Genomic DNA, 21,520 nt, shown 5'->3' on the forward strand with positions numbered 1-21,520 from the left:
GCCATGTTCGTCCCCTTCATCCTGGCGCTGCGGCAGGCCGGCATCCCGGCCTCGCTGACCGAGTACCTGGCCCTGCTGGGCGCGATGAAGGCGGGGGTGGCCGCCTACAGCATTGAGGATTTCTACTATCTCAGCCGGGCGGCGCTGGTGAAGGACGAGCGCCTGCTCGATCGTTTCGACCGCGTCTTCGCCGAATGCTTCAAGGGGGTGGAGACGCCGCCGGGCGAGGCTCCGCGCGAACTGCCCGAGGAATGGCTGCGCAAGCTGGCCGAGAAGCTGCTCACGCCCGAGGAGATGGCGCAGATCGAGGCGCTCGGCGGCTTCGAGAAACTGATGGAGACGTTGCGCCAGCGCCTCGCCGAACAGAAGGGACGGCACCAGGGCGGGTCCAAATGGATCGGCACCGCCGGGACCTCGCCCTTCGGCGCCTATGGCTACAACCCCGAGGGCGTGCGCATCGGCCAGGAGGAAAGCCAGCACCGGCGCGCGGTGAAGGTGTGGGACCGGCGCGAGTTCCGCGATCTCGACGGCGATGTCGCGCTCGGCACCCGCAACCTGAAGCTGGCGTTGCGCCGGTTGCGCCGCTTCGCCCGGCAGGGGGCGGCGACCGAGCTCGACCTGCCCGACACCGTGCGCGCCACCGCGAGCAATGCCGGGCAACTTGACCTGAAGCTGGTGCCGGAGCGGCACAACGCGGTGAAGCTGCTGCTCTGCTTTGACATCGGCGGCTCGATGGACGAGCACGTGCGGCTGTGCGAGCAGTTGTTCTCGGCGGCCCGCACCGAGTTCAAGCACCTCGAGTATTTCTATTTCCACAACTGCCCTTACGAGCAGCTCTGGCGCGACAACCGCCGCCGCGGCGAGAGCGCCATGCCCACGCTGCAATTGCTGCGCACCTACGGCGCCGATTACCGCCTGATCTTCGTCGGCGACGCCTCCATGAGCCCGTACGAGATCACCCATGCCGGCGGCAGCGTCGAGCACTGGAACGAGGAAGCCGGCATGGTCTGGCTGCAGCGGCTGACCGGGCAGTACCGCCGCGCCGCCTGGCTCAATCCGCTGGAGCCGCAGCGCTGGGCCTATACCCGCTCGGTCGGGATGGTGCGGCAGTTGATGGAAGGGCGGATGTACCCGCTGACGGTCTCGGGCATCGAGGACATGACCCGCGACCTCGCGCGGTAGCGCAGGCTCACGTGCGGACGGCGATCAGATCGAGAAGCGCTTCACCGCGTCCGGATCGAGCGCGATGCCGAGCCCCGGGCCGGTCGGCACCTCGAGCATGCCTTCGCGCAGGCGGGGCGGTTCGGTCAGCACGTCGTCGCGCAACGGATTGCGGCCCACGTCGTACTCGATGAAAACCGGGGAGGGGTCCTCCTGACCGAGCGGCAGCGAGGCCACCCAGTGCAGCGCCGCCACGAGGCCGACCCCGGTGCCCCGGCAGTGCGCCGACAGGCGCAGATGCCCCGCGCGCGCCAGGACTTCCACCGCCCGCGCGCCTTCGAATCCGCCGCACAGCGTCAGGTCGGGCTGCAGCACGGAGGCGATCCGCCCGTCTACGGCACGATGAAACTCGAACAGCGTGGACAGGGCCGCGCCGGCCGCGACCGGCATCGGCGCCTGTTGCGCCAGCGCGGCATAGCCATGCCAGTCCTGCGGCGCGAGCGGTTCCTCGTACCAGTGCACCCCGAAGGGCGTGATGCGGCGCATGCTCTCCAGCGCGATTCCCGTCGTGTAGCCGCCGCCGGCCTCCACCAGCAGCAACGGGCGCTCGCCCAGCAGCCGGCGCGCCATGCGCACGCGCATCAGGTCGTCGGCGGGGGAGCGGCCGATGCGGATCTTGGCCGCGGTGACCCCGCTCGCGTGCAACGCATCGAGCTGTGCCTCCAGCGCCATGTCCTGGTCGGCATCGGCGGTGAAATACCCGCCGGAGGCATAGACCGGCACGCGGTCGCGCTGCCGCCCGCCGATCAACTCGCTGACCGGCACGCCGAGCAGCTTGCCCATCGCGTCATGCGCGGCGATGTCGATGCCGCCGAGCAGCGCCGCCAACCCGCCCCGCAGCCCCGGATGCGGATGCCGCGCCAGCAGCGTCCGCGCGACACCGCGCTGGGCGAACACGCTGGTGCCGAGGAACGCCTCCCGGACCCGCTCCAGCCAGGCGCGGGCCACGCCACCCGGCCCCGCGACCTCGCCGATGCCACTCACGCCATCCTCGGTGTCGAGGATCACCAGCCCGGCCTCGCGCGTCGCTTCCAGCCCGCGCGCCGTGCCGTAGGCATCGCCGGGATCCATCCTGTAGGTAACCGGCACGATGGAAATGTCGCGGATGCGCGACATGTCTGCCTCCGCTCAAGCGTCCGGGAGATAAGGATAGGAAGCCGCATCAGGCCGCACAATCACCCTGCGCCACCGGTTGCGCGCCGGACCGGCGGGTACACATCGCGACATAATGCAGAAACAGGGAGGCCAGGATGACGCGTGCGTCACGGGAATGGCGAATCAGCCTGTCGGAAGGGGAGTTGGAGGCCGCCTGGTGGGGCGCGCCACCCGAGGCCGCCCCCAGCTTCGTGCTGCTGCACGAAGGGCTTGGCTGCATATCCCTCTGGCGCGACCTGCCGGCATGGCTTGCCGGGCGAACCGGCTTCGGCGTGTTCGCCTATTCGCGCCTGGGCTATGGCAAATCCGGCCGCAATCCGGCGCCCTGGCCGCTCGACTACCTGCGCCGGGAAGCCGGCTGGGTGCTGCCACGGGTGCTGGACGCGGCGGAGATCCGCCAGGCCGTGCTGATCGGGCATTCCGACGGCGGCTCGATCGCGGCGATTCACGCGGCCACGCAGGATGACCCGCGCATCGCCGGGCTGGTGCTGATCGCCCCGCATTTCCTCATGGAGCCGCAGGTGCTGGCCGGGATCACCGCCGCCCGCGAAGCCTATCTCGAAAGCGATTTCCGCGTCCGGCTCGGGCGGTACCACGCCCATGTGGACGACGCCTTCTGGGGCTGGAACCGGGCCTGGCTCGATCCGGCCTTTGCCCGCGACTTCGACCTCTCGGGCGATCTGCGGAACGTGAGCAAGCCGATGCTGGTGATCCAGGGAGAAGACGACCCGTACGGGACGGCAGCACAACCGGAGGCGGCGGCGCGGCTGGCGCGCGCGGAGGTGGAAGTGGCCATGATTCCCGGCGCCAGGCACGCCCCGCATCTGGAAGCGCCGGACCGGACACGCCCGCTGATCGCTGCTTTTTCCGAACGGATGCTCAAGCGAATATGAATTATATTTCGCTTTGCCGCCGTGCGATTCGGGCATTATAGTGCCTGCAACCCAAGGCGGAGGATGGTTCGACGGCGTTGTGCTCCGGTTGCGAGACCGGTACACGGCAGCGGTTTGACCTCCGAAGGCCGACCCAGGCAGCCAAGTCGGCGCTGATGACCGATGTGCCAGGCAGCTTTCGTCCAGGAGAGCAATGCCAAACACTGCGGCAGCAGGACGGAGGGGGTTAACCTCTCCGTCCTTGTGCTGTTGCGGCGGCTCCGGTGGCGCCCCACCACAGCTTCCATTGAAAACAAAAGCATGACGCGCCCCGACCGGGCGTTGTCAGTGCAGGAGCGGTCCGGCCGTCATGGCCCCCACGAGAGTCGGTTGCATCCGCAACATCATGCAAAATACCCCGCCTGCCGGTCCGGCGGCCACGGATGCTGCGGCGCCGGCATCAGGGCTCCAGCAGGTCCAGCAGGTCCCTGAAACTGCGGTCCTCGTCCTGGCCCGAGGTATCCAGCACCAGGTCGGCGCGGGCATAGAGGCTTTCGCGGCTGGCCAGGATCGACTTCAGGTCGCGCATCGCCTGCCGTGAGTCACGGATCGGCCGCAAATCGCCCTGCTCGACCACCCGGCGCATGTGCTCGTCGGGCGAGGTGCGGATCCAGACCACGCGGCAATGCGCGAGCAGCGTCTCGTAGGTGTCGGGCTCGGTGACGAGGCTGCCGCCGGTCGCGATCACCATGCCGCCGGGACCGGCGAGCAGCCGGTCCAGCGCCGCCCGCTCCAGCCGCCGGAACGCCGCCTGGCCCTGCATCTCGAAGATCTCGCGCAGTTCCACCGCGGCCTCGCGCTCGATCTCGCGATCGAGTTCGTGGAAGGGCACGCCACGCCGCCCGGCGAGGCGGCGCCCGAGCGTGCTCTTGCCGGCGCCGCGCAGGCCGACCAGGGCGATGCGCTGGCGCCGCAAGTCCGGCCGCACCGCCAGGAAGCGCTCGGCGAGCAGGTGCCGCGCCTCGGCCAGTTGCGCCGGCGAGAGGCGTTCGAGCAGGCGTTGCACCGGCAGCAGTTCCGGTGGTGGCTCGGCCACCTCCTGCAGCAGCACCCCGACCGGCACCCCGAGTGCCGCGGCGATGCGGTGCAGCAGCACCAGCGAGGCATTGCCCGTGCCCGCCTCGAGCTGGGCGATGTAGCGCTCCGACACGCGCGATTGCCGGGCCAGGGCACGGCGGGTCATGGCCCGGCGCGCCCGCAGCAGGCGCAGCCGGGAGGCGAGGGCCTGCAGCACCGGATCGCCGGAGTCCGTGTCCGCGGCTTCAGGCATGGCAGCTTGCCGGCGGGTCATCTTCGCCCGATAGTCCGGGCTACGTGCGCAGCGATAAGGCCCCATGGTGGCCGCGGGGGAAGCAACTTGGCAGCACGCGTGAACATGTCAGCCGACATAGCGCCGGATGCGACGGCGCGCCGGCCGCAGAGAGAGGCGACGGCGCGGCTGTGGTCCGGCCTGTTGCTGGCCGTGCCCGTCCTGCTGTTGCTGGTGCCGTTGGCGCTGCTGCTGCTCGATGCCCTGATCGACACGGATTCGCGTGCCGGGGACACGGCGTTTCCGGAGCTGTCCGTCCGGCATTTTGCGGACGTGCTGGCGGACCCGGCCTTGCGCGCGGCCATCCTGAACGGGGTGGCGGCCTGTGGTGGCGGAACGGTGGTCGCGGTGATCATCGGATTTGCCTTCGCCTGGATCGTGGTACGGACCGACGCCCCTGGGAAGCGCTTCATCGCGGCAGCCGGCCTGCTGCCGCTGCTCATGCCGCCTCTGGTCGCGGGCATCGCCTGGTCGATGCCGGCCTGGCCCGGCCTGGAGGCGTGGGTGGATCTCCGGTCCCTGTCGGGCATCATCATCCTGTTCGGCTTCTATCATGCCCCCTATGTCGCCCTGTTCACCGCGGCGGCGCTGTGGCGCATGGATCCCACGCTCGAAGACGCCGCGGAGCTCGCGGGGGCGGGCGCGCTGCGCCGCGTGGCCACGGTGACCTTGCCATCGATCCTTCCGATGCTTCTCTCCACGGCGCTGCTGGCCTTCGCGGTCATGCTCGGCAATTACGGCATTCCGGCGGCATTGGGCACGCCCGGCCATCGCTCCCTGCCCAGCACCGCCATCTTCGCGCTGGCCGCATCGCCTGGTCATGGGCACGCGGCTGCCGCGCTGGCGGTGATGCTGGCAGGCGTCACCGCGCTGCTGGTGCTGCCGCAACACCGGATCCTCGTCGCGCCGGAAATTCGCCCACGTGCCGGCGGGGCGTTCCGGCCGCGACAGGTGAAACCACGCGCGTGGCAATGGCTGATGCCCGGGCTGGCAGCGCTGTATCTGCTGCTGGTGCTCGGCCTGCCCCTGCTGGGGTTGCTGCTCGCGGCGCAGCATGACGGCTGGCTGCAGGTCCGGCGCCTGTTCCAGGATCCGCAGGCCATGTCGTCGATCGGCACCACGCTCCGCCTCGCGCTGGTCACTGCCTTTGCCGGCACCGGGCTCGCCCTGGCGATCGCCTACACCCTGGCGCGCACGCGCGTGCCCGGACGCTGGGTGATCGGCCTGCTGGCCACGCTGCCGCTTGCCGTTCCTGGCCTGGTGATCGGCTTTGCCCATGACCGGACCTGGATCGACCTGTCTCCCGGTTCGTACGGCACGGTGTCGATCCTGGCGCTGGCTTTCGTGATCCGCTTCCTCCCCATCGGCATCCGGGCGGCCTCGGCCGCGCTGGCGGTGGTGCACAAGGATCTGGAAGAGGCAGCCTGGATCTGCGGACATCCGGTGCCCTCCGCCATCCGCACCATCGTGCTGCCGCTGGCCCGGCCGGGCCTGGCCGCCGCCCTGGTACTGTCGTGCATCCTGACGATCCGTGAACTTGGCACCGCGCTGTTGCTCTGTTCCGATGGCGACCGGGTGATGACCGTGCAGGTGCTGGCCATGTACGAACGCGGCGATGCCGGCCTCGCCGCGGTATTGAGCCTGGTGCTGATGCTCCTGCTCGGCACGCTGCTCGGCGGCGCGGCCTGGCTCTTGCGCGTCGGCGCCCGCCCGCGGCGCCGGTGATGTCGACCGATCTCTCCGTCCTGCGGTTGTCCCGGTGGTTCGATCCGCTGCCGCCGACAGTCGATGATGTCAGCTTCGACGTGGCGGCCGGCGAGATCGCCGTTCTGCTCGGGCCATCCGGTTGCGGCAAGACCACGACGCTGCGCTGCGTCGCCGGTCTCGAGCATCCGACATCGGGACGCATCCGCATCGGCGAAACGATCTGCTGCGATCCCGCCCAGGGCATCCTGGTGCCGGCGCGGCGTCGCGGCGTCGGCATGCTGTTCCGCTCCGGCGCGCTGTGGCCGCACATGACCCTGCGGCAGAACGTGGCCTATCCGCTGCGCCATCGCGGGCTGCCCCGCGCGGAGATCGACCGTGCCGTCACCGAGGCCCTGGCGCTGGTCGGCCTGCGCGCGCAGGCCGACCGCGCGGTGGGCCCGCTGTCGGGCGAGCAGATGCAGCGCGTCGCGCTGGCGCGCAGCCTGGTCTACCGGCCACGGCTGCTGCTGCTGGACGAGCCGCTCGCCGGGATTGATGCGCGGCTGCGACCGGGTTTGTGCGACGAGCTGCGACGGATCATCCGTCAGGTCGGCGTGACGGCGCTGTACGTCACCCGCGACCAGGCCGATGCGGTGGCGCTGGCCGACCGCATCGGCATCATGCAGGCGGGCCGGCTGCTGCAGTACGACACGCCGGACGCCATCTTTCACTGCCCCGCCGACCTGTTCGTGGCCGGCTTCACCGGCGCCTCCAATCTGATCGACGGACGTCTGCTCGAGCGCACCAGCAGCTTCGGCACGGTTCAGATCAGTCCAGGCCGGCTGCTGCTGGCACGCATGCCCGGCAGCCTCTCCGAGGGCCAGAAAGTCCGGGTGGCCCTGCGGCCGGATACCGTGCAGTTGCTGCCCCCGGCCGGCGGCCCCAACCACTTCAGCGTGCCGGTCATTGCCCGGCATTACCAGGGAACGCGGACCCTGTACGTCCTCGACCTGTTCGGCACGCCTATCGACGCCATCGATCCGGGATCACGCCCAAGATTCCCGGTGGGCTCCTCGCTGCCGATCGCGCTGCCGCCGGATGCATGCTGGGTCTACGCGACGTAGCCGCCGCTCCCGCACCCGGCATTGCCGCGCCCTGCCTCGCACAGTGTTGCCCGCGAGCCCATGCAACAGAAAAAGCATTGGAATAATCATCGGCTTTCCGATGGCAAACGACAGTCCCGGCGGAACTGCCGGCGCCGACAGGCTTTGCCTGCACATCGGACCGGTGTGATCGGGCGAGGCTTCGCCTGTGCCCGGCCATGGGCCTGTAAACATAAAAGGGAACGCACCGTGGAACGCACATTGCTGACCGCCTCGGAGCAGGCGCAGAGCATCTACACCGCCGGCCTGCGCAACCAGCATGCGGTCGAGAACCAGGCGATTGAAATACTCGAACGCCAGATCGGCCGCCTGGAGAACTACCCGGAGATGCGGGCGCGCCTGCAGCAGCATCTGGAGGAATCGCGCCAGCAGGCACAGCGGCTGGATCAGCTCCTGGCCTCGCTCGACAGCTCGCCTTCGGTCCTGAAGGATACGGCCATGTCCTTCATGGGCAACGTGATGGCGCTGGCCCATGTCCCTGCCAGTGACGAGGTGATCAAGAACTCCTTCGCCAACTACGCGTTCGAACACTACGAGATCGCCAGCTACAAGAGCCTGATCACCATCGCCGAGGTGGTGAGCCATGCCGATGCGATCCGCCTGCTTGGCCAGTCCCTGACCGAAGAGCAGGCGATGGCGCAATGGATCGATGATCACCTCAAGGACACCACGCTTACCTTCCTGCGGCGCTCCGAGCAGGGCGAGAAGGCGGGGCTGTAAGGGAGAATCCGCATGGCCGACAAGCGACGGGAAGACCAGGCGGTGGACCGCATGAGCGAGGACAGCTTCCCCGCCAGCGATCCACCCAGCACCACGCCGCCGGGCGGCACGCGGGCCGCCCGGGAACTGCACGAGGCGCAGGCCGGCGCGCCGCATGCGGGCGCCGGTGAAGCGGAGCCGAAGGGGCATCCGACCAGCGAGCGTTACGCGCAGGAAACCACGGCAGCCCGCCAGAGCGGGGTTAACCCGCCAGAGGGCGACAAGACCGGCGCCAACCGTCGCTGAGGCAGGGTGGATGTCCGGCCCCCGGGCATCCACCGCCGCCGCCCACGCTCATTCCAGCGCGCCGAGCTGGCGCAACACCCGCCTGATGTCGCCCCCGTTCAGCGCGAACGGATAGCTCGCGATATCCCAGGGCGGGCCATCCCCGTACGGGCGTTCGCACACCGACAGATCCTCGCGCGTTGCCCCGGGGCAGCCGGAGGTGCGAAACGGTACCCCGCTGCGCACGATGCGCTCGAGTGTGATGCCATCCAGGCCGAACCGGACCAGGCCACCCTCGGCGTCGAAGGCCAGCGCACCGAAGCCATGGTCCTGATACTCCAGCAGATAACGCGCCAGTTGCAGCCGCCGCCAGCGCCGGCGGGACGGCACCATATGCTCGTGCAGCCGCACGCCGGGCGGGGGGGAAAAGCAGGAAAGGTGACTGTGCCCGCCGATCGCATGCAGGTCGCGGCAGAGTGCCAGGATGTCGCGGTCGGTCTCGCCCATCCCGACGGTCAGGTGCATGCCGATCCGCCCCGGCCCGAACACCATTCTCGCGCGGCCAAAGGTTTCCCAGTACTGCTCCCATCCGTGCCCACAGCCGCGATGGCGGGCGAACAACTCCGGCGTCGCTGCCTCCAGGGCCACCGCGAAGATTCCGGCACCGGCCTGCGCCAGCGTTTCCACGTCGCCCGGACGCATGATGGCCGGATTCGCCAGCACCGAGATCGGCATGGCGGGAACCGCCTCGGTCCAGCGGCGCAGCACGGTCAGCGTATCTTCCGCCGCGCGCGGATGCGGGCCCATGGCGATGCAGATGCGCTCGAAGGGCAGGGTGGGATCGGTTGCCACCCTCGTGATCAGCGCATCCAGCGACAACCAGGGCCACTCCGTTTCCGTGGCACCGCATCCGGCTGCGTCGCCGGACCATGCCAGGCCGCAGCCATGGCACTCCACGCCCGGTTCCTCCGGATAGGCCAGCAACAGGTTGAGGCAGCGGGTGAAGCCGCAGCGTTGCATCTGCTGGCGCAGCACCCCGAGCGTGATCGCAGCCGCGGTGGAAACGCGCACCAGCCCGGGTGACCCCGCGCCCGGCGCCAGGGCGCGCAGGCGGCCCGGCGCGACATCAGGAAAACAGCTGCTCATTCCACGCCGCCACCGCAGCGGGCGATGCGGACAGGGACGGAGGGAGCGGGCGGCCCCTGGGCGCACCACGCTGCCCCACGCGCGCGAACGCCGCGAGACAGTGTCTCGAACACGGACTTTTCCTCCTTGCCGGCCCCGGCGTTATACGTGCCGGTCGTTTCCGTCAGGGCGGTGATGATCCGGTTTCCGGCCCGCGTCTGTCAAGAAATGGTAATGACCCGTTGCAACCTTGCCGGTCTGTCGGCGCCGGTCCGCCGGTGCCGGCGCCATCACTCTGCTGTTGCCCGGCTTTGATGCGTCGTTGCCTTGCCCTATTTCTGTCCTCCGCAATCGGGACACGGGATGCCATGACTCTGCTGAGCCTGCTGCTGAACCTGCTGTGGATCGTCACCGGCGGCCTGTGGATGGCGGCCGGCTGGGCGATCGCCGGGATCGTACTGGCAATCACTATCATCGGCCTGCCCTGGGCGCGCGCGGCCTTTTCCATCGCCATCTACACCCTGCTGCCCTTCGGCTATCGCGTGGTGCCGCGCGAGCAGGTGACCGGGCGGCACGACATCGGCACCGGCCCGCTCGGCGTGATCGGCAACCTGCTGTGGCTGCTCGTCGCCGGATGGTGGCTGGCGCTCGGGCATGTGCTGACCGCGCTGGCCCTGGCCATCACCATCATCGGCATTCCCTTCGCCTGGGCACATCTGAAACTGGCCGGGCTGGCGCTGTGGCCGATCGGCCGTGCCGTGGTGCCGGCCGAGGACGCCGACGCCGCCCGCCGCTGGCCGCCGGTGGCCTATCGCTAGGGCAGGCTGCTGCACCGCGGCATCGCTGTCCGCCGATGTCGCGGCGCGGGCCTGACCTGCCCATCCCGGGGTCTTGACGCCGGGATGGAGCATCACCCCATCTCCGTATCATGGACACGATGGCAGTGCCCGTGGCGCAGGCCGCGGCCCCGACACTTGATATTTCCGTCACCGGCATGACCTGCGCCTCCTGCGCCGGCCGGGTCGAACGGGCCCTGCGGCGCGTGCCCGGCGTGACCGAGGCCACGGTGAACCTGGCCACCGAGCGCGCCCGCATCACCGGGACGCCCGATCCGCGTGCGGTAACCGACGCGGTGGAAAAGGCCGGCTTCGGCGTTGGCCGCAGCGTCACCGATCTCGCCATCACCGGCATGACCTGTGCGTCCTGTGTCGCCCGCGTCGAACGGGCGCTGTCGCGCGTGCCGGGCGTGCTCTCGGCCGAGGTCAACCTCGCGACCGAGCGGGCCCGCGTGGTGGCGGTACAGGGGACGGCCGATGTCGCCACCCTGGGCGCGGCCGTGCGCAAGACCGGCTTCGGCGCGCAGCCTTTGGCCGAGGCGGCGCCGGCGGCGCAGCAGGACCGGGCCGCGCGGGAACGCCTGCATCTGCTGATCGCCGCGACGCTCTCCGCACCCTTGCTGCTGGGCATGGGCGGCCATCTGTTCGGCCTGCCCTGGATGCTGCCGGGCTGGCTGCAATTCGCCCTGGCGACGCCGGTGCAGTTCTGGCTCGGCGCGCGCTTCTACGTGGCCGGATGGAAGGCGGCGCGGGCGGGGGCCGGCAACATGGACCTGCTGGTGGCGCTCGGCACCAGCGCGGCCTGGGCGCTCAGCACCTTCGAATGGCTGGCCGCGCCCGCCGGCCATCACGCCCCGGCGCTCTACTTCGAATCCTCCGCCGTGCTGATCACCTTCATCCTGCTCGGCAAATGGCTGGAGGCGCGGGCCAAGGGGCAGACCGCCGCCGCCATCCGCGCGCTGGCCGGGCTGCGCCCCGACACCGCCCGGCTACGCCGCGGCGGCACCGAGCAGGTCATCCCGATCGCCCAGGTGGTGGTGGACGACGTCGTGGTGGTGCGGCCGGGCGAGCGCATCCCGGTCGACGGCCGCCTGATCGAGGGCGGCGGCAGCGTCGATGAATCCATGCTCACCGGCGAGAGCCTGCCGGTGGAGAAAGCCCCCGGCGACGCCGTGACCGGCGGGTCGATCGCGCGCGACGGCGTGCTGGTGGTGCGAACCACGGCGGTCGGCGGCGAAACCGTGCTGGCCCGCATCGTGCGGCTGGTCGAGGGCGCGCAGGCCTCCAAGGCCCCGATCCAGCGCCTGGTCGACCGCGTCAGCGCGGTGTTCGTGCCGGTGGTACTGGCGATCGCCGCGCTGACCTTCGCGGGCTGGTGGATCGCCACCGGCGCGGCGGTGCCCGCGATCCTCAACGCCGTTGCCGTGCTGGTGATCGCCTGTCCCTGCGCGCTTGGGCTGGCGACGCCGACCGCGATCATGGCCGGCACCGGCGTGGCCGCCCGCCACGGTATCCTGATCAAGGACGCCGAGGCGCTGGAACGCGCCCACGCCGTCACCGTGGTCGCCTTCGACAAGACCGGCACGCTGACCGAAGGCCGCCCGGAGGTCACCGACCTGCGCGCCGCGGACGGCGTGACGGAGGCCGATCTGCTGCGCCTCGCCGCCGCACTGCAGGCCGGCAGCGAGCATCCCCTGGCCGAAGCGGTGCGCCGTCGCGCCGGCGCCGACATCCCCCGCGCCGAAGGCTTCCGCGCCCTGGCCGGGCGTGGCGTGGCGGGGGGGGTGGAAGGCCGCGACCTGCTGCTCGGCAGCCGCCGCCTGATCGCCGAGGCCGGGATCGACGCCGCGGCGCTGGCCGGGGCGGCGACGGCGCTGGAAGGGCAGGGACGCACCGTTTCCTTCCTCGCCGAGACCGCGCCGTCCCCCCGCCTGCTCGGGCTGATCGCCTTCGGCGACACGCCCCGGCCAACCGCCCGCCAGGCCGTCGCCACGCTGCGCGCCGGTGGCATCATCCCGGTCATGCTGACCGGCGACAGCCGCGGTGCCGCCGCGGCGGTGGCCGCCTCGCTCGGCATCGACCGCGTTGCCGCGGAAATCCTGCCGGACGGCAAGGCCGAACAGGTCGCGCTGCTGCGCCGCGAGGGCGCGGTGGTCGCCATGGTCGGCGACGGCATCAACGACGCCCCGGCCCTGGCCGCGGCCGATGTCGGCATCGCCATGGGCACCGGCACGGACGTGGCCATGCACACCGCGGGCATCACGCTGATGCGTGGCGATCCGACCCTGGTGCCGCAGGCGCTCGACATTTCCCGCCGCACCTATCGCAAGATCCGCCAGGGGCTGTTCTGGGCTTTCGCCTACAACGTGGTGGGCATCCCGCTCGCCGCCGCCGGGCTGCTCAACCCGGTGATCGCCGGCGCCGCGATGGCGGCCTCCAGCGTGAGCGTCGTCACCAACGCCCTGCTGCTGCGCCGCTGGCATCCCTGACGGAAGGCCAGGGCTTTGACCCGGTGTCGTGCGCCCTGGATCCGGTCAGCGGACATTCCGTCGCGCGATCATGCATTCACGCCATTTCGATGACGATCTTGCCGAACGCACCCCGGTCGAGATGATCGAGTGCCGCAGCCAGGTCGCCGAGTGGATAGCGCGCGTCGATCACAGGCTTCAGTCCCATCCGGTCAACGGCGCGGACGAGATCCTCCAGGGCGCGGCGATGGCCCGTGCCGATCCCCTGGATCGTCACATCCTTGAGCATCAACGGCATGGCCGGAGCCGCCAGGTCGAACCCCGCCAGCGCGCCGATCTGATGGATACGGCCACCGACGGCGGCGACCTGGATGGCCTTGCCGAGATGCGGCCCGCCGACCAGTTCGAGGATGTGATCGGCGCCACGATCGGCGGTGATCCCGAGCACGGCGTCGACCCAGTCCTCCCGTCGACGATCGATGCCGTGGTCGGCTCCCAATGCCCTGGCGCGGGCGAGCTTCTCGACAGTGCCGGAGACGATCACCTCGGCTCCATGCGCCTTGGCGATCTGGAGAGCAAACAGTGCAACGCCGCCCGTACCCTCGACCAGCACCGTTTCACCCGCGTGCAACCGGCCGCGCTCGACGAGCGCGAACCAGGCGGTAAGCCCCGCGCAGGGCAAGGTGCTGGCTTCGGCATGGTCCAGCGTCGCCGGCGCTCGCACGAACCAGTCTTCGGGAAACGCCACATGGTCCGCCAGGACACCGGGATAATACCCCCCCAGCGTCCGGTAGGAGGGCGTGCGAGCGTTCCCGCGCCGGACGCCGTCGATCCAGTCAGGCGTGAAGGTTGAGATCACCTCGTCGCCGATGCTGAAGCGGGTGACACCCTCGCCGAGCGCGACCACCGTTCCCGCAAGATCGGATCCGGGTGTGAAGGGGAACGTGATCGGCAAACCGCGGCCACTCTCGATCACCATCTTGTCGCGATGATTGAGTGATACGGCCGCCACCTTCACCAATACTTCCCGCTGCCCCGGTGACGGGATCGGCACCTCCCTCAGCCGGAGCCGGTCCCGGCCGATGGCATCCATTTCCCAACGCCGCATTGTCTTCGCCATCGCACACCCCTTCGCACTGTTGGGAGACGTCCTTTCGCCCGGACAGGTGATGCCGGAACGGGACGTTGAATCGCCGGCCCATAACGTCGCACGCTCGATTGTGTCGGATAATGACCTATAATCGGCACAGGCAGTTGCGTGTGGGGCATCAATATGAAGGGCACGGAGTTCGCCGAACTGGTGGCCTTCATGGCCGTTTCGCAGGAAAGGAGCTTCAGGCGTGCGGCACGGCGACTTGGGATGTCGCCTTCCGCCCTGAGCCATACCATCCGCTCGCTCGAGGAGCGCCTGGGTGCCAGGCTGCTCAACCGGACGACCCGAAGTGTCGCCCCGACCGAAGCTGGCCAGGTATTGTTCGATCGCCTGCGTCCCGCGATCGCCGATATGGAAGGTGCCGTTCGCGACGTCGGCGCCTGTCAGATGCAGCCCAGGGGCGTCGTTCGCGTGAACCTGCCGCGCATCGCCGCCTGCCTGGTCGTCACCCCCATCCTTGCGGACTTCCTTCGCGGATATCCCGAGGTTCGGCTCGACCTGGTGATTGATGACGCTGTCACCGACGTCGTGGCCAAGGGTTTCGATGCCGGAATTCGGTCAGGCGAACGCGTGGCGCAGGACATGGTCGCGGTCAGGTTGACGCCCGACCTGAGGATGGCCGTCGTTGGCTCACCCGCGTATTTCAGGCATCGATCATTGCCCCAGGTGCCACGGGATATTCGCGATCATGCCTGCATCACCTATCGGTGGCACGAGACAGGGGCGCTGTACCGCTGGACCTTCGACAGCCCCGGCGGATCGATCGATGTCGACGTCGACAGCGTCATAACCGCCAACGACACGGATCTGCTTCTTGCGGCGGCGCTGCAGGGCGCAGGGCTCGCTTTCCTCCCCGAAAGCTTCGTGGCGGCCCACATCGCCAGAGGCGAGCTCATCCGCGTGCTGGATGCCTGTTGCAAGCCCTTTTCGGGATTTTATCTCTACTACCCCAACAGGACCCACCTGCCTGCCGCGCTGAGGGCCTTCATCGACTTCATAAAGCTGCCGGGTTCATCCCTCGCTGCCCGCCCATGACCGTTGCGTGTCAGGAACTTCTCCGTTCCGCGTCATCCGGTTCGGTCTCATCCCTTCCGTGCGCGGAGGAAGCGTGAGAAGGCGGCGAGCGTCGCGTCCGAGACGTGGTGTTCCAGTCCTTCCGCATCCTGCTCCGCCGCCTCCGGCGGCACGCCGACCGCCAGCAACAGGTCGACCACGGTCCGGTGCCGGGCGCGCACCCGCGCGGCCAGGGCCTCGCCCGCCTCGGTCAGGAACACGCCGCGATAGGGCCGTGCCGTCGCCAGCCCTTCGCGCTTGAGCCGCGCGATCGTCTTGATGGCGGTGGCGTGGGACACCCCGAGCCGGCGCGCGATGTCGGTCGGCCGCGCCTCGCCGTTGGCGGCCAGCAGGTCGGCGATCAGTTCGGCATAGTCTTCCAGCACCGCGGTCGAGAGGGCGGTCCGGGTCTTGCCGAAGCGGCGGGCCTGGGTCGGTTCCTCGGGCAGGTGGATAGGGGCATCGGCGTGCAGGACGATGTCGGGACGTCGGGCCACGGGAAACTCTCCTCGGTGCGGCGACGCGGCGACCATGGCGGCGGGCGGCGACGATTTCAACGCCCTGTCATTTTATGCCGCGCCCGTGGTGATTGACAGGACAGCAGGGCGTACCGATATCCGAGGCCACGAAATGTAGCCGAGGCTACATTTTACGCTGACCGTTGCAACGCGGCAGCCGCCGGATCGCATGCCAGAACAGCAAATGGGGGATTCATGAGCGGGGCGACGGTACAGATGTCCATGTCGGAGCGCACGGTGGCCGCCGGGCGCGAGGTCCTGGCGGGCCGGCGGCGTGGCTGGCGGGCGGTGACGCCGTTCGTCGGACCGGCGGTGATCGCCTCGGTCGCCTACATGGATCCCGGCAATTTCGCCACCAACATCCAGGCCGGCGCCAAATACGGCTACGCCCTGCTGTGGGTGGTGGTGATGGCCAATGTCGTCGCCATGCTGTTCCAGGCGCTCTCGGCCAAGCTCGGCATCGTCACCGACCGCAGCCTCGCCGAGGCATCCCGCGACCATTTCCCCGCGCCGGTGGTGTGGGGGATGTGGGTGGTGAGCGAACTCGCGGCGATGGCGACCGACCTCGCGGAGTTCCTCGGCGGCGCGATCGGCCTGATGCTGCTGACCGGCCTGCCGCTGATGGCCTGCCTGGTGGTCACGGGCATCGTCACCTATGTGCTGCTGCTGCTCGGCAATCGCGGCTTCCGCCCGGCCGAACTGGTGATCGGCGGCTTCGTGATGATGATCGGCTTCGCCTACATCCTCGAACTGTTCATCGCCCCCCCCGAGCCCGGTGCCTTCCTGCGCGGCGCCATCACCCCCTCGCTGCCCGATGCCGGCGCGGTGACGCTGGCGGTCGGCATCATCGGCGCCACGGTGATGCCGCACGCGCTCTACCTGCACTCCAGCCTGACCCAGAACCGCATGCCCACGCCGACGCGCACGGAGCGGCGCAAGGTGCTGCGCTTCTCCAACATCGAGGTGGTGGTGGCGCTCGGCGGGGCCGGGTTAGTGAACATGGCGATGGTGGCGATGGCCGCGGCGGCGTTCCATCTCGGCCATTCGGAGGTCGCCGAGCTGGAGCAGGCCTATCAAACCCTGGTGCCACTGCTCGGCGGTGGGGCCGCGGTGATCTTCGCGCTGTCGCTGCTGGCCTCGGGCTTCTCCAGCTCCATGGTGGGCACCATGGCCGGCCAGGTGATCATGCAGGATTTCGTGCGCTTCCGCATTCCGCTGTGGCTGCGCCGCAGCCTCACCATGTCGCCTGCCTTCGTGGTGGTGGCGCTCGGCGCCAATCCGACCGAGGCCCTGATCTGGAGCCAGGTGGTACTCAGCCTCGCCTTGCCGGTGCCGATGATCGCGCTGGTGTTGCTGACCGGCAACCGCCGGCTGATGGGCGAGTTCGTGAACCGGCCGCTGACCCAGGTTTTCGCGGTGCTCGCGGCGATGGTGGTGATCGCGCTGAACCTGGTGCTGCTCGCCCAGGTCGCGGGGCTGGAGCTGCCCTTACCGGGCTGAACCGGCGTCCCTTTTCGCGTGCCCGCCTTGCAGCCATTCTCTCCTGTCAACGTTATCGCCCGGCACTCGCAAAGTGCCGGGGGTTCCGGCGCGGTCGCACAACCGTTACTCCTGTGTCACTGGCGTTGAAGAGAGAAGGCTCACATGACACGACCGACGCGGATCGCCATGGCAGCGGCAGCAGCGATCGGGGTTGGCGCGCTGACGGCGCCTCCCACCACCGCGCAACAGCCGGGCCCGGATACGGCTGCCATCTGGACGATCCAGGGCGAGAACGCGTCGATCACCACGGCGACGCTGTCGGACCGCTACTACACCAACGGCCTGCGCCTCGGCTGGACCTCGGGCGAGGGCGGGGCGCCGGACTTTCTTGAGCGCATGGGCCGCACCCTGTGGGGTGACGGACGCATGCGCATCGGCTTCGACATCAGCCAGCAGATCTTCACCGCGAAGGACAACACCTCCGGCTATCCGCCGCCCGGTGACCGGCCTTTTGCGGGCGTGTTGCTGGGCACGCTGTCCCTGCAGCACGACGATGGCGAGGCCCGCAGTGCCTTCGCCGTCAGTGCCGGCGTGGTCGGCCCCTCCGCGCTCGGCGAGCAGGTCCAGAACGGCTGGCATGACCTGATCGGACAGAACCGGGTGCAGGGCTGGGACACCCAGTTGCACGACGAGCCGGTGTTCCAGATCCTCAGCGAGCGCACCTGGCGGCTGCCGGTCACCAGCCTGGGGGCCGTCGATGTCGATGCCCTGCCGTCGCTGATCGCCGGGGCCGGCACGCTGCGCGTCTACGGCCAGGGCGGCGTTACCTTCCGGCTCGGCCAGGGCCTGGATTCGGATTACGGGGTGTCGCGGCTGCGCCCCGGCCTGTCCGGCAGCGACGTGTTCCGACCGACCCGGCCGCTCGCCTGGTACGTGTTCCTCGGGGCCGACGGCCAGGTCGTCGCCCATGACATCACCCTGAACGGCAATCTCTGGCAGGACAGCCGCAGCGTCACGTTGAAGCCCCTGGTGGGCGAGTTCCAGGTCGGGCTCGCGGTGATGGTTTCGGGCGTCCGCCTGACCTACACCCAGGTGTTCCAGACCCAGGAATTCAAGCACCAGAAGGGCGGTCTGCACCAGTTCGGCTCGCTGGCGCTGAACGTGCGGTTCTGAACGGCCGGCACCCAACCGGGGAGGGGAAAGCATGCGCATTGCCGTGATCGCGCCGGGGGCCATGGGGGCGGCGGTGGCGCGACGCCTTGCCGGCCGGGGCGCGGAGGTGGCGGTGACCCTGCAGGGCCGCGGCCCCGCCTCGGCGACCCGCGCCCAGGGCCTTCCCACGCAGGAAAGCGAGGCGGCACTGGCCGGCTGGGCCGACCTGGTGCTGTCGATCCTGCCGCCCGGCGAGGCCCTGGCGCTGGCCCGGCGGCTGGCGCCGGTGCTGTGCCCGCGCGGTGCGGCGGTGGTGTTCGCCGACTGCAACGCGGTCAGCCCGGAAACCGTGCAGGCGGTCGCCGCCGCCCTGCCGGGGCTGCGCTTCGCCGATATCGGCATCATCGGCGGCCCGCCCAAGGGCGACGATGCCGGCCCGCGTTTCTACGTTTCCGGCGAACCGGCCGGAGCGTTGCTGGCGCTGCGCGCGCACGGGCTGGATGTGCGGGCGGTCGAAGGCGGGATCGGCGCCGCCTCGGCGCTGAAGCTGAGCTATGCCGGCATCACCAAGGGGCTGACCGCGCTGGGCAGCGCCATGGCGCTCGGCGCCGCGCGGGCCGGCGTGGCCGGGCCGCTGATCGCCGAACTGGCCGAGAGCCAGCCCGCCTTGCTCGCTTACCTGCGGCGCGGCGTGCCCGACATGTTCGGCAAGGCCTATCGCTGGGTCGCCGAGATGGAGGAGATCGCCGCCTTCCTCGACGGCATGCCCTTCGGCCCGGCCTACCTGGCCGCCGCGCGCCACTACGAGGCGATCGCCCGCGACGCGGCCGCGCCTGCGGAAGATGGCGAAACGGCGCGGCTCGCCGCCAGCTTTGCCGCACCGGCCCCGGGCGGCACCTAGCCCGGCATCGACGGGGTCAGCCGGCCGTCGCCGGCCGCGGTTCCGATCCGGCCGCGCGCGTCGGCGGCCTTGGACGCGCCGGCGGCGGGGCCGCGACGCGCGCCCGTTGCCGTTCCACCGCGGCCGGGGGCGGGCAGGCCTGGGCCTTCGACGGCGGACCGCCGAGCGCCTGGCAGATCGCCGGCAGGTCCGGCACCAGCCGGCACAATCCGGTGGCGCGCACCGTCGCCTGCACGCGGTCGAGGCCAACCGTGGCGACGATCGCGCAGCACAGTGCCACCATCACCACGAGCGGCTCGGAGGCCGAGCCGGTGCGGCAGATCGGCAAGGCCCAGGTGCCTTTCAGCGGCCAGGCCAGGCGCAGGCCCCGCGGGGTCAGCAGGTCGCCGCCGAGATGCGAGAGATAGCCCACCACCAGCGGTGCCACGGTGGCTTCGGAGAAGCCGTGCTCCACCAGCAACCAGGTGCAGACCGCCACCGCGAACAGGGAATGGGTGATGCCGCGATGCCCGAGCAGCATGGCGCAGACGGTTGAAAGCGGCCGCGCGCGCTGGCCCACCCAGGATTTCGGATGATCGATGTCGGGCAGCAGCGCCCCGATGACCGCCAGGCCAAGCGGCACCAGCCCGACCGCGGGCTGGCCGAGATGCGGGGCGACGACCAACCATGAGGCCGCCCCCAGCGCCACATGCGACCCCACCATCACGGCCGTTACGTCCTTGCGCGAGACGCTTGAACCTAAATCTGAGGACTCGCCCCCACAAGTAAGAAATGTCGATTGGAATCCATCAACAAAGACGGCGCGCCGGTACAGTCACTCACCGGCGAGGCGGGCGCGCAGCGGTGGCACGCCGAAGCGCAGCACCGCGGCGATGTCGCGGGCCGCGTCCATCGTCAGCACCGCATCGGCCAGCCGCGAGGCGCGCTCGGCTCCGAGCGGCTCGCCGGCCAGCATGAGGAATTTGGCGCGCAGCTCGGCCGCCGAGGGGAAGGCTTCCGGCTCGCCCCGGGGCACGGCGACGGTATGTTCGAAAGTTGTGCCGCGTGCGGCGATGGTCAACCTTCCGGCCATCGGGCCGAGCGCTTCCACCTCCGGATCGGCTTCGCTGTGGATCTTCGGCATCAGGGTGCGGATGGTGGGATCGCGCAGCAGCCGGTAGCTGTCCCAGCCCAGCGTGCCGGTGGCCAGGGCACAGGCGATGGCGAAAGGCGCGCTGAACTGGGCATCGACCACGCTCTGCGGGTTGGCCTTGCGCGCTTCCGGCTCGCCCAGTTGCAACATACCGGCATGGGAAATCGCGTAGGTGGCGCTCTCGATCTCCTGCGGCAGCAGGTCGTGCGCCGCGCGCAGGGCGAGCGCCGCGTCGATGCCGGCATGGCCGTAGCGGCAGGACGGGTAGGGCTTCACCGCCGTGCGCATCAGCTCGAATTCCGCCCCGAGACCTTCCAGCGCACGCGCTGGCGTGGCGTCGGGCGCATAGGCGTTGAAGAACCCGTAGCGTCCTTCCAGCGCGGCGGCGGCGCCGCGGAAACCCTCGGTGGCCAGGGTCGCGGCGGAAAGCCCGCCCATCGCCGCCCAGCCGACATGGAAGCGCTTGGTCCAGGCGCCGTTGGCGAGGAACTGCAGGCTGCCGGCGGACTGGCTGAGCGCAATGCCGAAGGCATCGGCGATGCCGTCGCCGTCCAGCCCGAAGCAGCGCCCGGCCGCGGCGGCGGCGCCGAACACGCCGCAGGTGGCAGTGGGATGGAAGCCGCGGTCGTAATGGGCGCGCACGGGCAGGGCGAGCGCCAGCCGGCAGGTCACCTCGTAGCCCGCGACGATGGCCGCCAGCACGTCGGCCCCGGTGGCGCCGGTCATCTCGCCGGCGGCAAGCGCCGCCGGGATCACCGCCGCCCCCGGATGCAGCGACGCCCTCGCATGGGTGTCGTCGAAATCCAGCGAATGCCCCAGCGCGCCGTTCAGCAGCGCCGCCCCCGCCGGCGTCCAGCGGGAAGAATCACCGAAGACGCAGGCATGGCCCGCCCCCAGCCCGAGCGCGCGCGCGGCGGCGAACAAGGGCGGGGTGCTGTCGGCGTCATGACGGGCGCGCACGATGCTGCCGACCAGGTCGAGCACGAGCAACCTTGCACGCGCCACCACCTCGGGCGGCAGGGACGAGAGGGAAATGACAGCACTGAAACGCGACAATTCGCGGGTTATTTCCATTTTCTTGGTCCTCCCAGCCGGGTGTTAGTGTACCGTGCCATCTGGGGCGGTGCCACTGCCGCATGAACAAGGGTTCACGAGCCCGAACGTTTGCCCCGCGACCCGACCGGTCCTGTTCCCGGCGCCGCTTCGCAATGGTTGCGCTGTCGTCAATGCAACCATGACTGTAACAATGC

19 protein-coding genes are annotated in these 21,520 nt (G+C 70.0%); 12 read left to right on the forward strand and 7 right to left on the reverse strand.

Annotated features, from left to right (window positions below; genetic code table 11):
* The first annotated feature begins 3 nt into the window (after positions 1–3).
* Entirely contained in the window at positions 4–1,182 is a 1,179-nt protein-coding gene (locus NBY65_RS25650; RefSeq protein WP_150041259.1) for a vWA domain-containing protein, read from the forward strand.
* A 24-nt stretch (positions 1,183–1,206) separates the two neighbouring features.
* On the opposite strand, the gene NBY65_RS25655 is transcribed toward NBY65_RS25650, so the two are convergent.
* Positions 1,207–2,337, reverse strand: a complete 1,131-nt coding sequence (locus NBY65_RS25655; protein ID WP_150041260.1) for a mandelate racemase/muconate lactonizing enzyme family protein — start codon at positions 2,335–2,337, stop codon at positions 1,207–1,209.
* A gap of 134 nt (positions 2,338–2,471) precedes the next feature.
* Here NBY65_RS25655 and NBY65_RS25660 point away from each other — a divergent pair, with 134 nt between their 5' ends.
* On the forward strand, positions 2,472–3,269 hold the full coding sequence (locus NBY65_RS25660; protein WP_150041261.1) for an alpha/beta fold hydrolase: 798 nt from the start codon (positions 2,472–2,474) through the stop codon (positions 3,267–3,269).
* A 439-nt stretch (positions 3,270–3,708) separates the two neighbouring features.
* Here the strand turns inward: NBY65_RS25660 and NBY65_RS25665 are convergent, their stop codons facing one another.
* On the reverse strand, positions 3,709–4,644 hold the full coding sequence (locus tag NBY65_RS25665; protein WP_338110416.1) for a helix-turn-helix transcriptional regulator: 936 nt from the start codon (positions 4,642–4,644) through the stop codon (positions 3,709–3,711).
* Positions 4,645–4,683: 39 nt separating this feature from the next.
* On the opposite strand from NBY65_RS25665, the gene NBY65_RS25670 reads away from it, so the two are divergent.
* From NBY65_RS25670 to NBY65_RS25685, 4 genes are all read left to right on the forward strand, one after another.
* Positions 4,684–6,342, forward strand: a complete 1,659-nt coding sequence (locus NBY65_RS25670) for an ABC transporter permease (protein ID WP_150041263.1) — start codon at positions 4,684–4,686, stop codon at positions 6,340–6,342.
* Positions 6,342–7,427 carry an ABC transporter ATP-binding protein gene (locus tag NBY65_RS25675; protein WP_150041264.1) on the forward strand — a complete coding sequence of 362 codons (1,086 nt, stop codon included), beginning with the start codon at positions 6,342–6,344 and terminating at the stop codon, positions 7,425–7,427. The genes NBY65_RS25670 and NBY65_RS25675 overlap by 1 nt, the downstream gene beginning before the upstream one ends.
* A 228-nt stretch (positions 7,428–7,655) precedes the next feature.
* Positions 7,656–8,186: a ferritin-like domain-containing protein gene (locus tag NBY65_RS25680; protein WP_239002813.1), complete on the forward strand. Its 531-nt coding sequence runs from the start codon at positions 7,656–7,658 to the stop codon at positions 8,184–8,186.
* 12 nt (positions 8,187–8,198) lie between these two features.
* Complete coding sequence (locus tag NBY65_RS25685) at positions 8,199–8,471, forward strand: hypothetical protein (protein WP_150041266.1); 273 nt, start codon at positions 8,199–8,201, stop codon at positions 8,469–8,471.
* A 48-nt stretch (positions 8,472–8,519) separates the two neighbouring features.
* Here the strand turns inward: NBY65_RS25685 and NBY65_RS25690 are convergent, their stop codons facing one another.
* Positions 8,520–9,596 (reverse strand): radical SAM protein, encoded by a 1,077-nt coding sequence (locus NBY65_RS25690; protein WP_150041267.1) that lies wholly within the window; start codon positions 9,594–9,596, stop codon positions 8,520–8,522.
* A gap of 347 nt (positions 9,597–9,943) precedes the next feature.
* Here NBY65_RS25690 and NBY65_RS25695 point away from each other — a divergent pair, with 347 nt between their 5' ends.
* Positions 9,944–10,393, forward strand: a complete 450-nt coding sequence (locus tag NBY65_RS25695; protein ID WP_150041268.1) for a YccF domain-containing protein — start codon at positions 9,944–9,946, stop codon at positions 10,391–10,393.
* A gap of 119 nt (positions 10,394–10,512) precedes the next feature.
* On the forward strand, positions 10,513–12,900 hold the full coding sequence (locus NBY65_RS25700) for a heavy metal translocating P-type ATPase (RefSeq protein ID WP_150041269.1): 2,388 nt from the start codon (positions 10,513–10,515) through the stop codon (positions 12,898–12,900).
* A 76-nt stretch (positions 12,901–12,976) separates the two neighbouring features.
* On the opposite strand, the gene NBY65_RS25705 is transcribed toward NBY65_RS25700, so the two are convergent.
* Positions 12,977–13,999 (reverse strand): zinc-dependent alcohol dehydrogenase family protein, encoded by a 1,023-nt coding sequence (locus tag NBY65_RS25705; RefSeq protein ID WP_203330501.1) that lies wholly within the window; start codon positions 13,997–13,999, stop codon positions 12,977–12,979.
* Between the two features lie 153 nt (positions 14,000–14,152).
* Here NBY65_RS25705 and NBY65_RS25710 point away from each other — a divergent pair, with 153 nt between their 5' ends.
* Positions 14,153–15,067, forward strand: a complete 915-nt coding sequence (locus tag NBY65_RS25710; RefSeq protein ID WP_150041270.1) for a LysR family transcriptional regulator — start codon at positions 14,153–14,155, stop codon at positions 15,065–15,067.
* A 47-nt stretch (positions 15,068–15,114) separates the two neighbouring features.
* Here NBY65_RS25710 and mntR read toward each other — a convergent pair whose 3' ends face one another.
* Positions 15,115–15,582, reverse strand: coding sequence for a manganese-binding transcriptional regulator MntR (mntR, locus tag NBY65_RS25715; protein WP_408895201.1), 468 nt, complete (start codon positions 15,580–15,582; stop codon positions 15,115–15,117).
* 216 nt (positions 15,583–15,798) lie between these two features.
* On the opposite strand from mntR, the gene NBY65_RS25720 reads away from it, so the two are divergent.
* The 3 genes from NBY65_RS25720 to NBY65_RS25730 all read left to right on the forward strand — a co-directional run bounded on the left by NBY65_RS25720 (position 15,799) and on the right by NBY65_RS25730 (position 19,138).
* Complete coding sequence (locus NBY65_RS25720; RefSeq protein WP_150041271.1) at positions 15,799–17,103, forward strand: Nramp family divalent metal transporter; 1,305 nt, start codon at positions 15,799–15,801, stop codon at positions 17,101–17,103.
* A 144-nt stretch (positions 17,104–17,247) separates the two neighbouring features.
* Positions 17,248–18,258, forward strand: a complete 1,011-nt coding sequence (locus tag NBY65_RS25725; RefSeq protein ID WP_150041272.1) for a lipid A deacylase LpxR family protein — start codon at positions 17,248–17,250, stop codon at positions 18,256–18,258.
* A gap of 31 nt (positions 18,259–18,289) precedes the next feature.
* On the forward strand, positions 18,290–19,138 hold the full coding sequence (locus NBY65_RS25730; RefSeq protein ID WP_150041273.1) for an NAD(P)-dependent oxidoreductase: 849 nt from the start codon (positions 18,290–18,292) through the stop codon (positions 19,136–19,138).
* A gap of 16 nt (positions 19,139–19,154) precedes the next feature.
* Here the strand turns inward: NBY65_RS25730 and NBY65_RS25735 are convergent, their stop codons facing one another.
* Positions 19,155–19,841, reverse strand: coding sequence for a metal-dependent hydrolase (locus NBY65_RS25735; RefSeq protein WP_239002814.1), 687 nt, complete (start codon positions 19,839–19,841; stop codon positions 19,155–19,157).
* 111 nt (positions 19,842–19,952) lie between these two features.
* The gene (locus tag NBY65_RS25740; protein ID WP_150041275.1) at positions 19,953–21,344 is read right to left on the reverse strand and encodes an MmgE/PrpD family protein; all 1,392 of its coding nucleotides are present in this window, start codon (positions 21,342–21,344) and stop codon (positions 19,953–19,955) included.
* Between the last annotated feature and the right edge of the window lie 176 nt (positions 21,345–21,520).

The sequence above is a fragment of the Rhodovastum atsumiense genome (genome assembly GCF_937425535.1).
Taxonomy (GTDB): Bacteria; Pseudomonadota; Alphaproteobacteria; order Acetobacterales; family Acetobacteraceae; genus Rhodovastum; species Rhodovastum atsumiense.

Excerpts from the sequence above, each read along its gene's own strand:
- NBY65_RS25695 (WP_150041268.1), top strand. The coding sequence starts at position 9,944 with ATGACTCTGCTGAGCCTGCTGCTGAACCTGCTGTGGATCGTCACCGGC.
- NBY65_RS25710 (WP_150041270.1), top strand. The coding sequence starts at position 14,153 with ATGAAGGGCACGGAGTTCGCCGAACTGGTGGCCTTCATGGCCGTTTCG.
- NBY65_RS25690 (WP_150041267.1), bottom strand. The coding sequence starts at position 9,596 with ATGAGCAGCTGTTTTCCTGATGTCGCGCCGGGCCGCCTGCGCGCCCTG.
- NBY65_RS25675 (WP_150041264.1), top strand. The coding sequence starts at position 6,342 with ATGTCGACCGATCTCTCCGTCCTGCGGTTGTCCCGGTGGTTCGATCCG.
- NBY65_RS25705 (WP_203330501.1), bottom strand. The coding sequence starts at position 13,999 with ATGGCGAAGACAATGCGGCGTTGGGAAATGGATGCCATCGGCCGGGAC.
- NBY65_RS25670 (WP_150041263.1), top strand. The coding sequence starts at position 4,684 with ATGTCAGCCGACATAGCGCCGGATGCGACGGCGCGCCGGCCGCAGAGA.
- NBY65_RS25665 (WP_338110416.1), bottom strand. The coding sequence starts at position 4,644 with ATGGGGCCTTATCGCTGCGCACGTAGCCCGGACTATCGGGCGAAGATG.
- NBY65_RS25725 (WP_150041272.1), top strand. The coding sequence starts at position 17,248 with ATGACACGACCGACGCGGATCGCCATGGCAGCGGCAGCAGCGATCGGG.
- NBY65_RS25700 (WP_150041269.1), top strand. The coding sequence starts at position 10,513 with ATGGCAGTGCCCGTGGCGCAGGCCGCGGCCCCGACACTTGATATTTCC.
- NBY65_RS25730 (WP_150041273.1), top strand. The coding sequence starts at position 18,290 with ATGCGCATTGCCGTGATCGCGCCGGGGGCCATGGGGGCGGCGGTGGCG.
- NBY65_RS25720 (WP_150041271.1), top strand. The coding sequence starts at position 15,799 with ATGAGCGGGGCGACGGTACAGATGTCCATGTCGGAGCGCACGGTGGCC.
- NBY65_RS25655 (WP_150041260.1), bottom strand. The coding sequence starts at position 2,337 with ATGTCGCGCATCCGCGACATTTCCATCGTGCCGGTTACCTACAGGATG.
- NBY65_RS25685 (WP_150041266.1), top strand. The coding sequence starts at position 8,199 with ATGGCCGACAAGCGACGGGAAGACCAGGCGGTGGACCGCATGAGCGAG.
- NBY65_RS25660 (WP_150041261.1), top strand. The coding sequence starts at position 2,472 with ATGACGCGTGCGTCACGGGAATGGCGAATCAGCCTGTCGGAAGGGGAG.
- NBY65_RS25650 (WP_150041259.1), top strand. The coding sequence starts at position 4 with ATGTTCGTCCCCTTCATCCTGGCGCTGCGGCAGGCCGGCATCCCGGCC.
- NBY65_RS25740 (WP_150041275.1), bottom strand. The coding sequence starts at position 21,344 with ATGGAAATAACCCGCGAATTGTCGCGTTTCAGTGCTGTCATTTCCCTC.
- NBY65_RS25735 (WP_239002814.1), bottom strand. The coding sequence starts at position 19,841 with ATGGTGGGGTCGCATGTGGCGCTGGGGGCGGCCTCATGGTTGGTCGTC.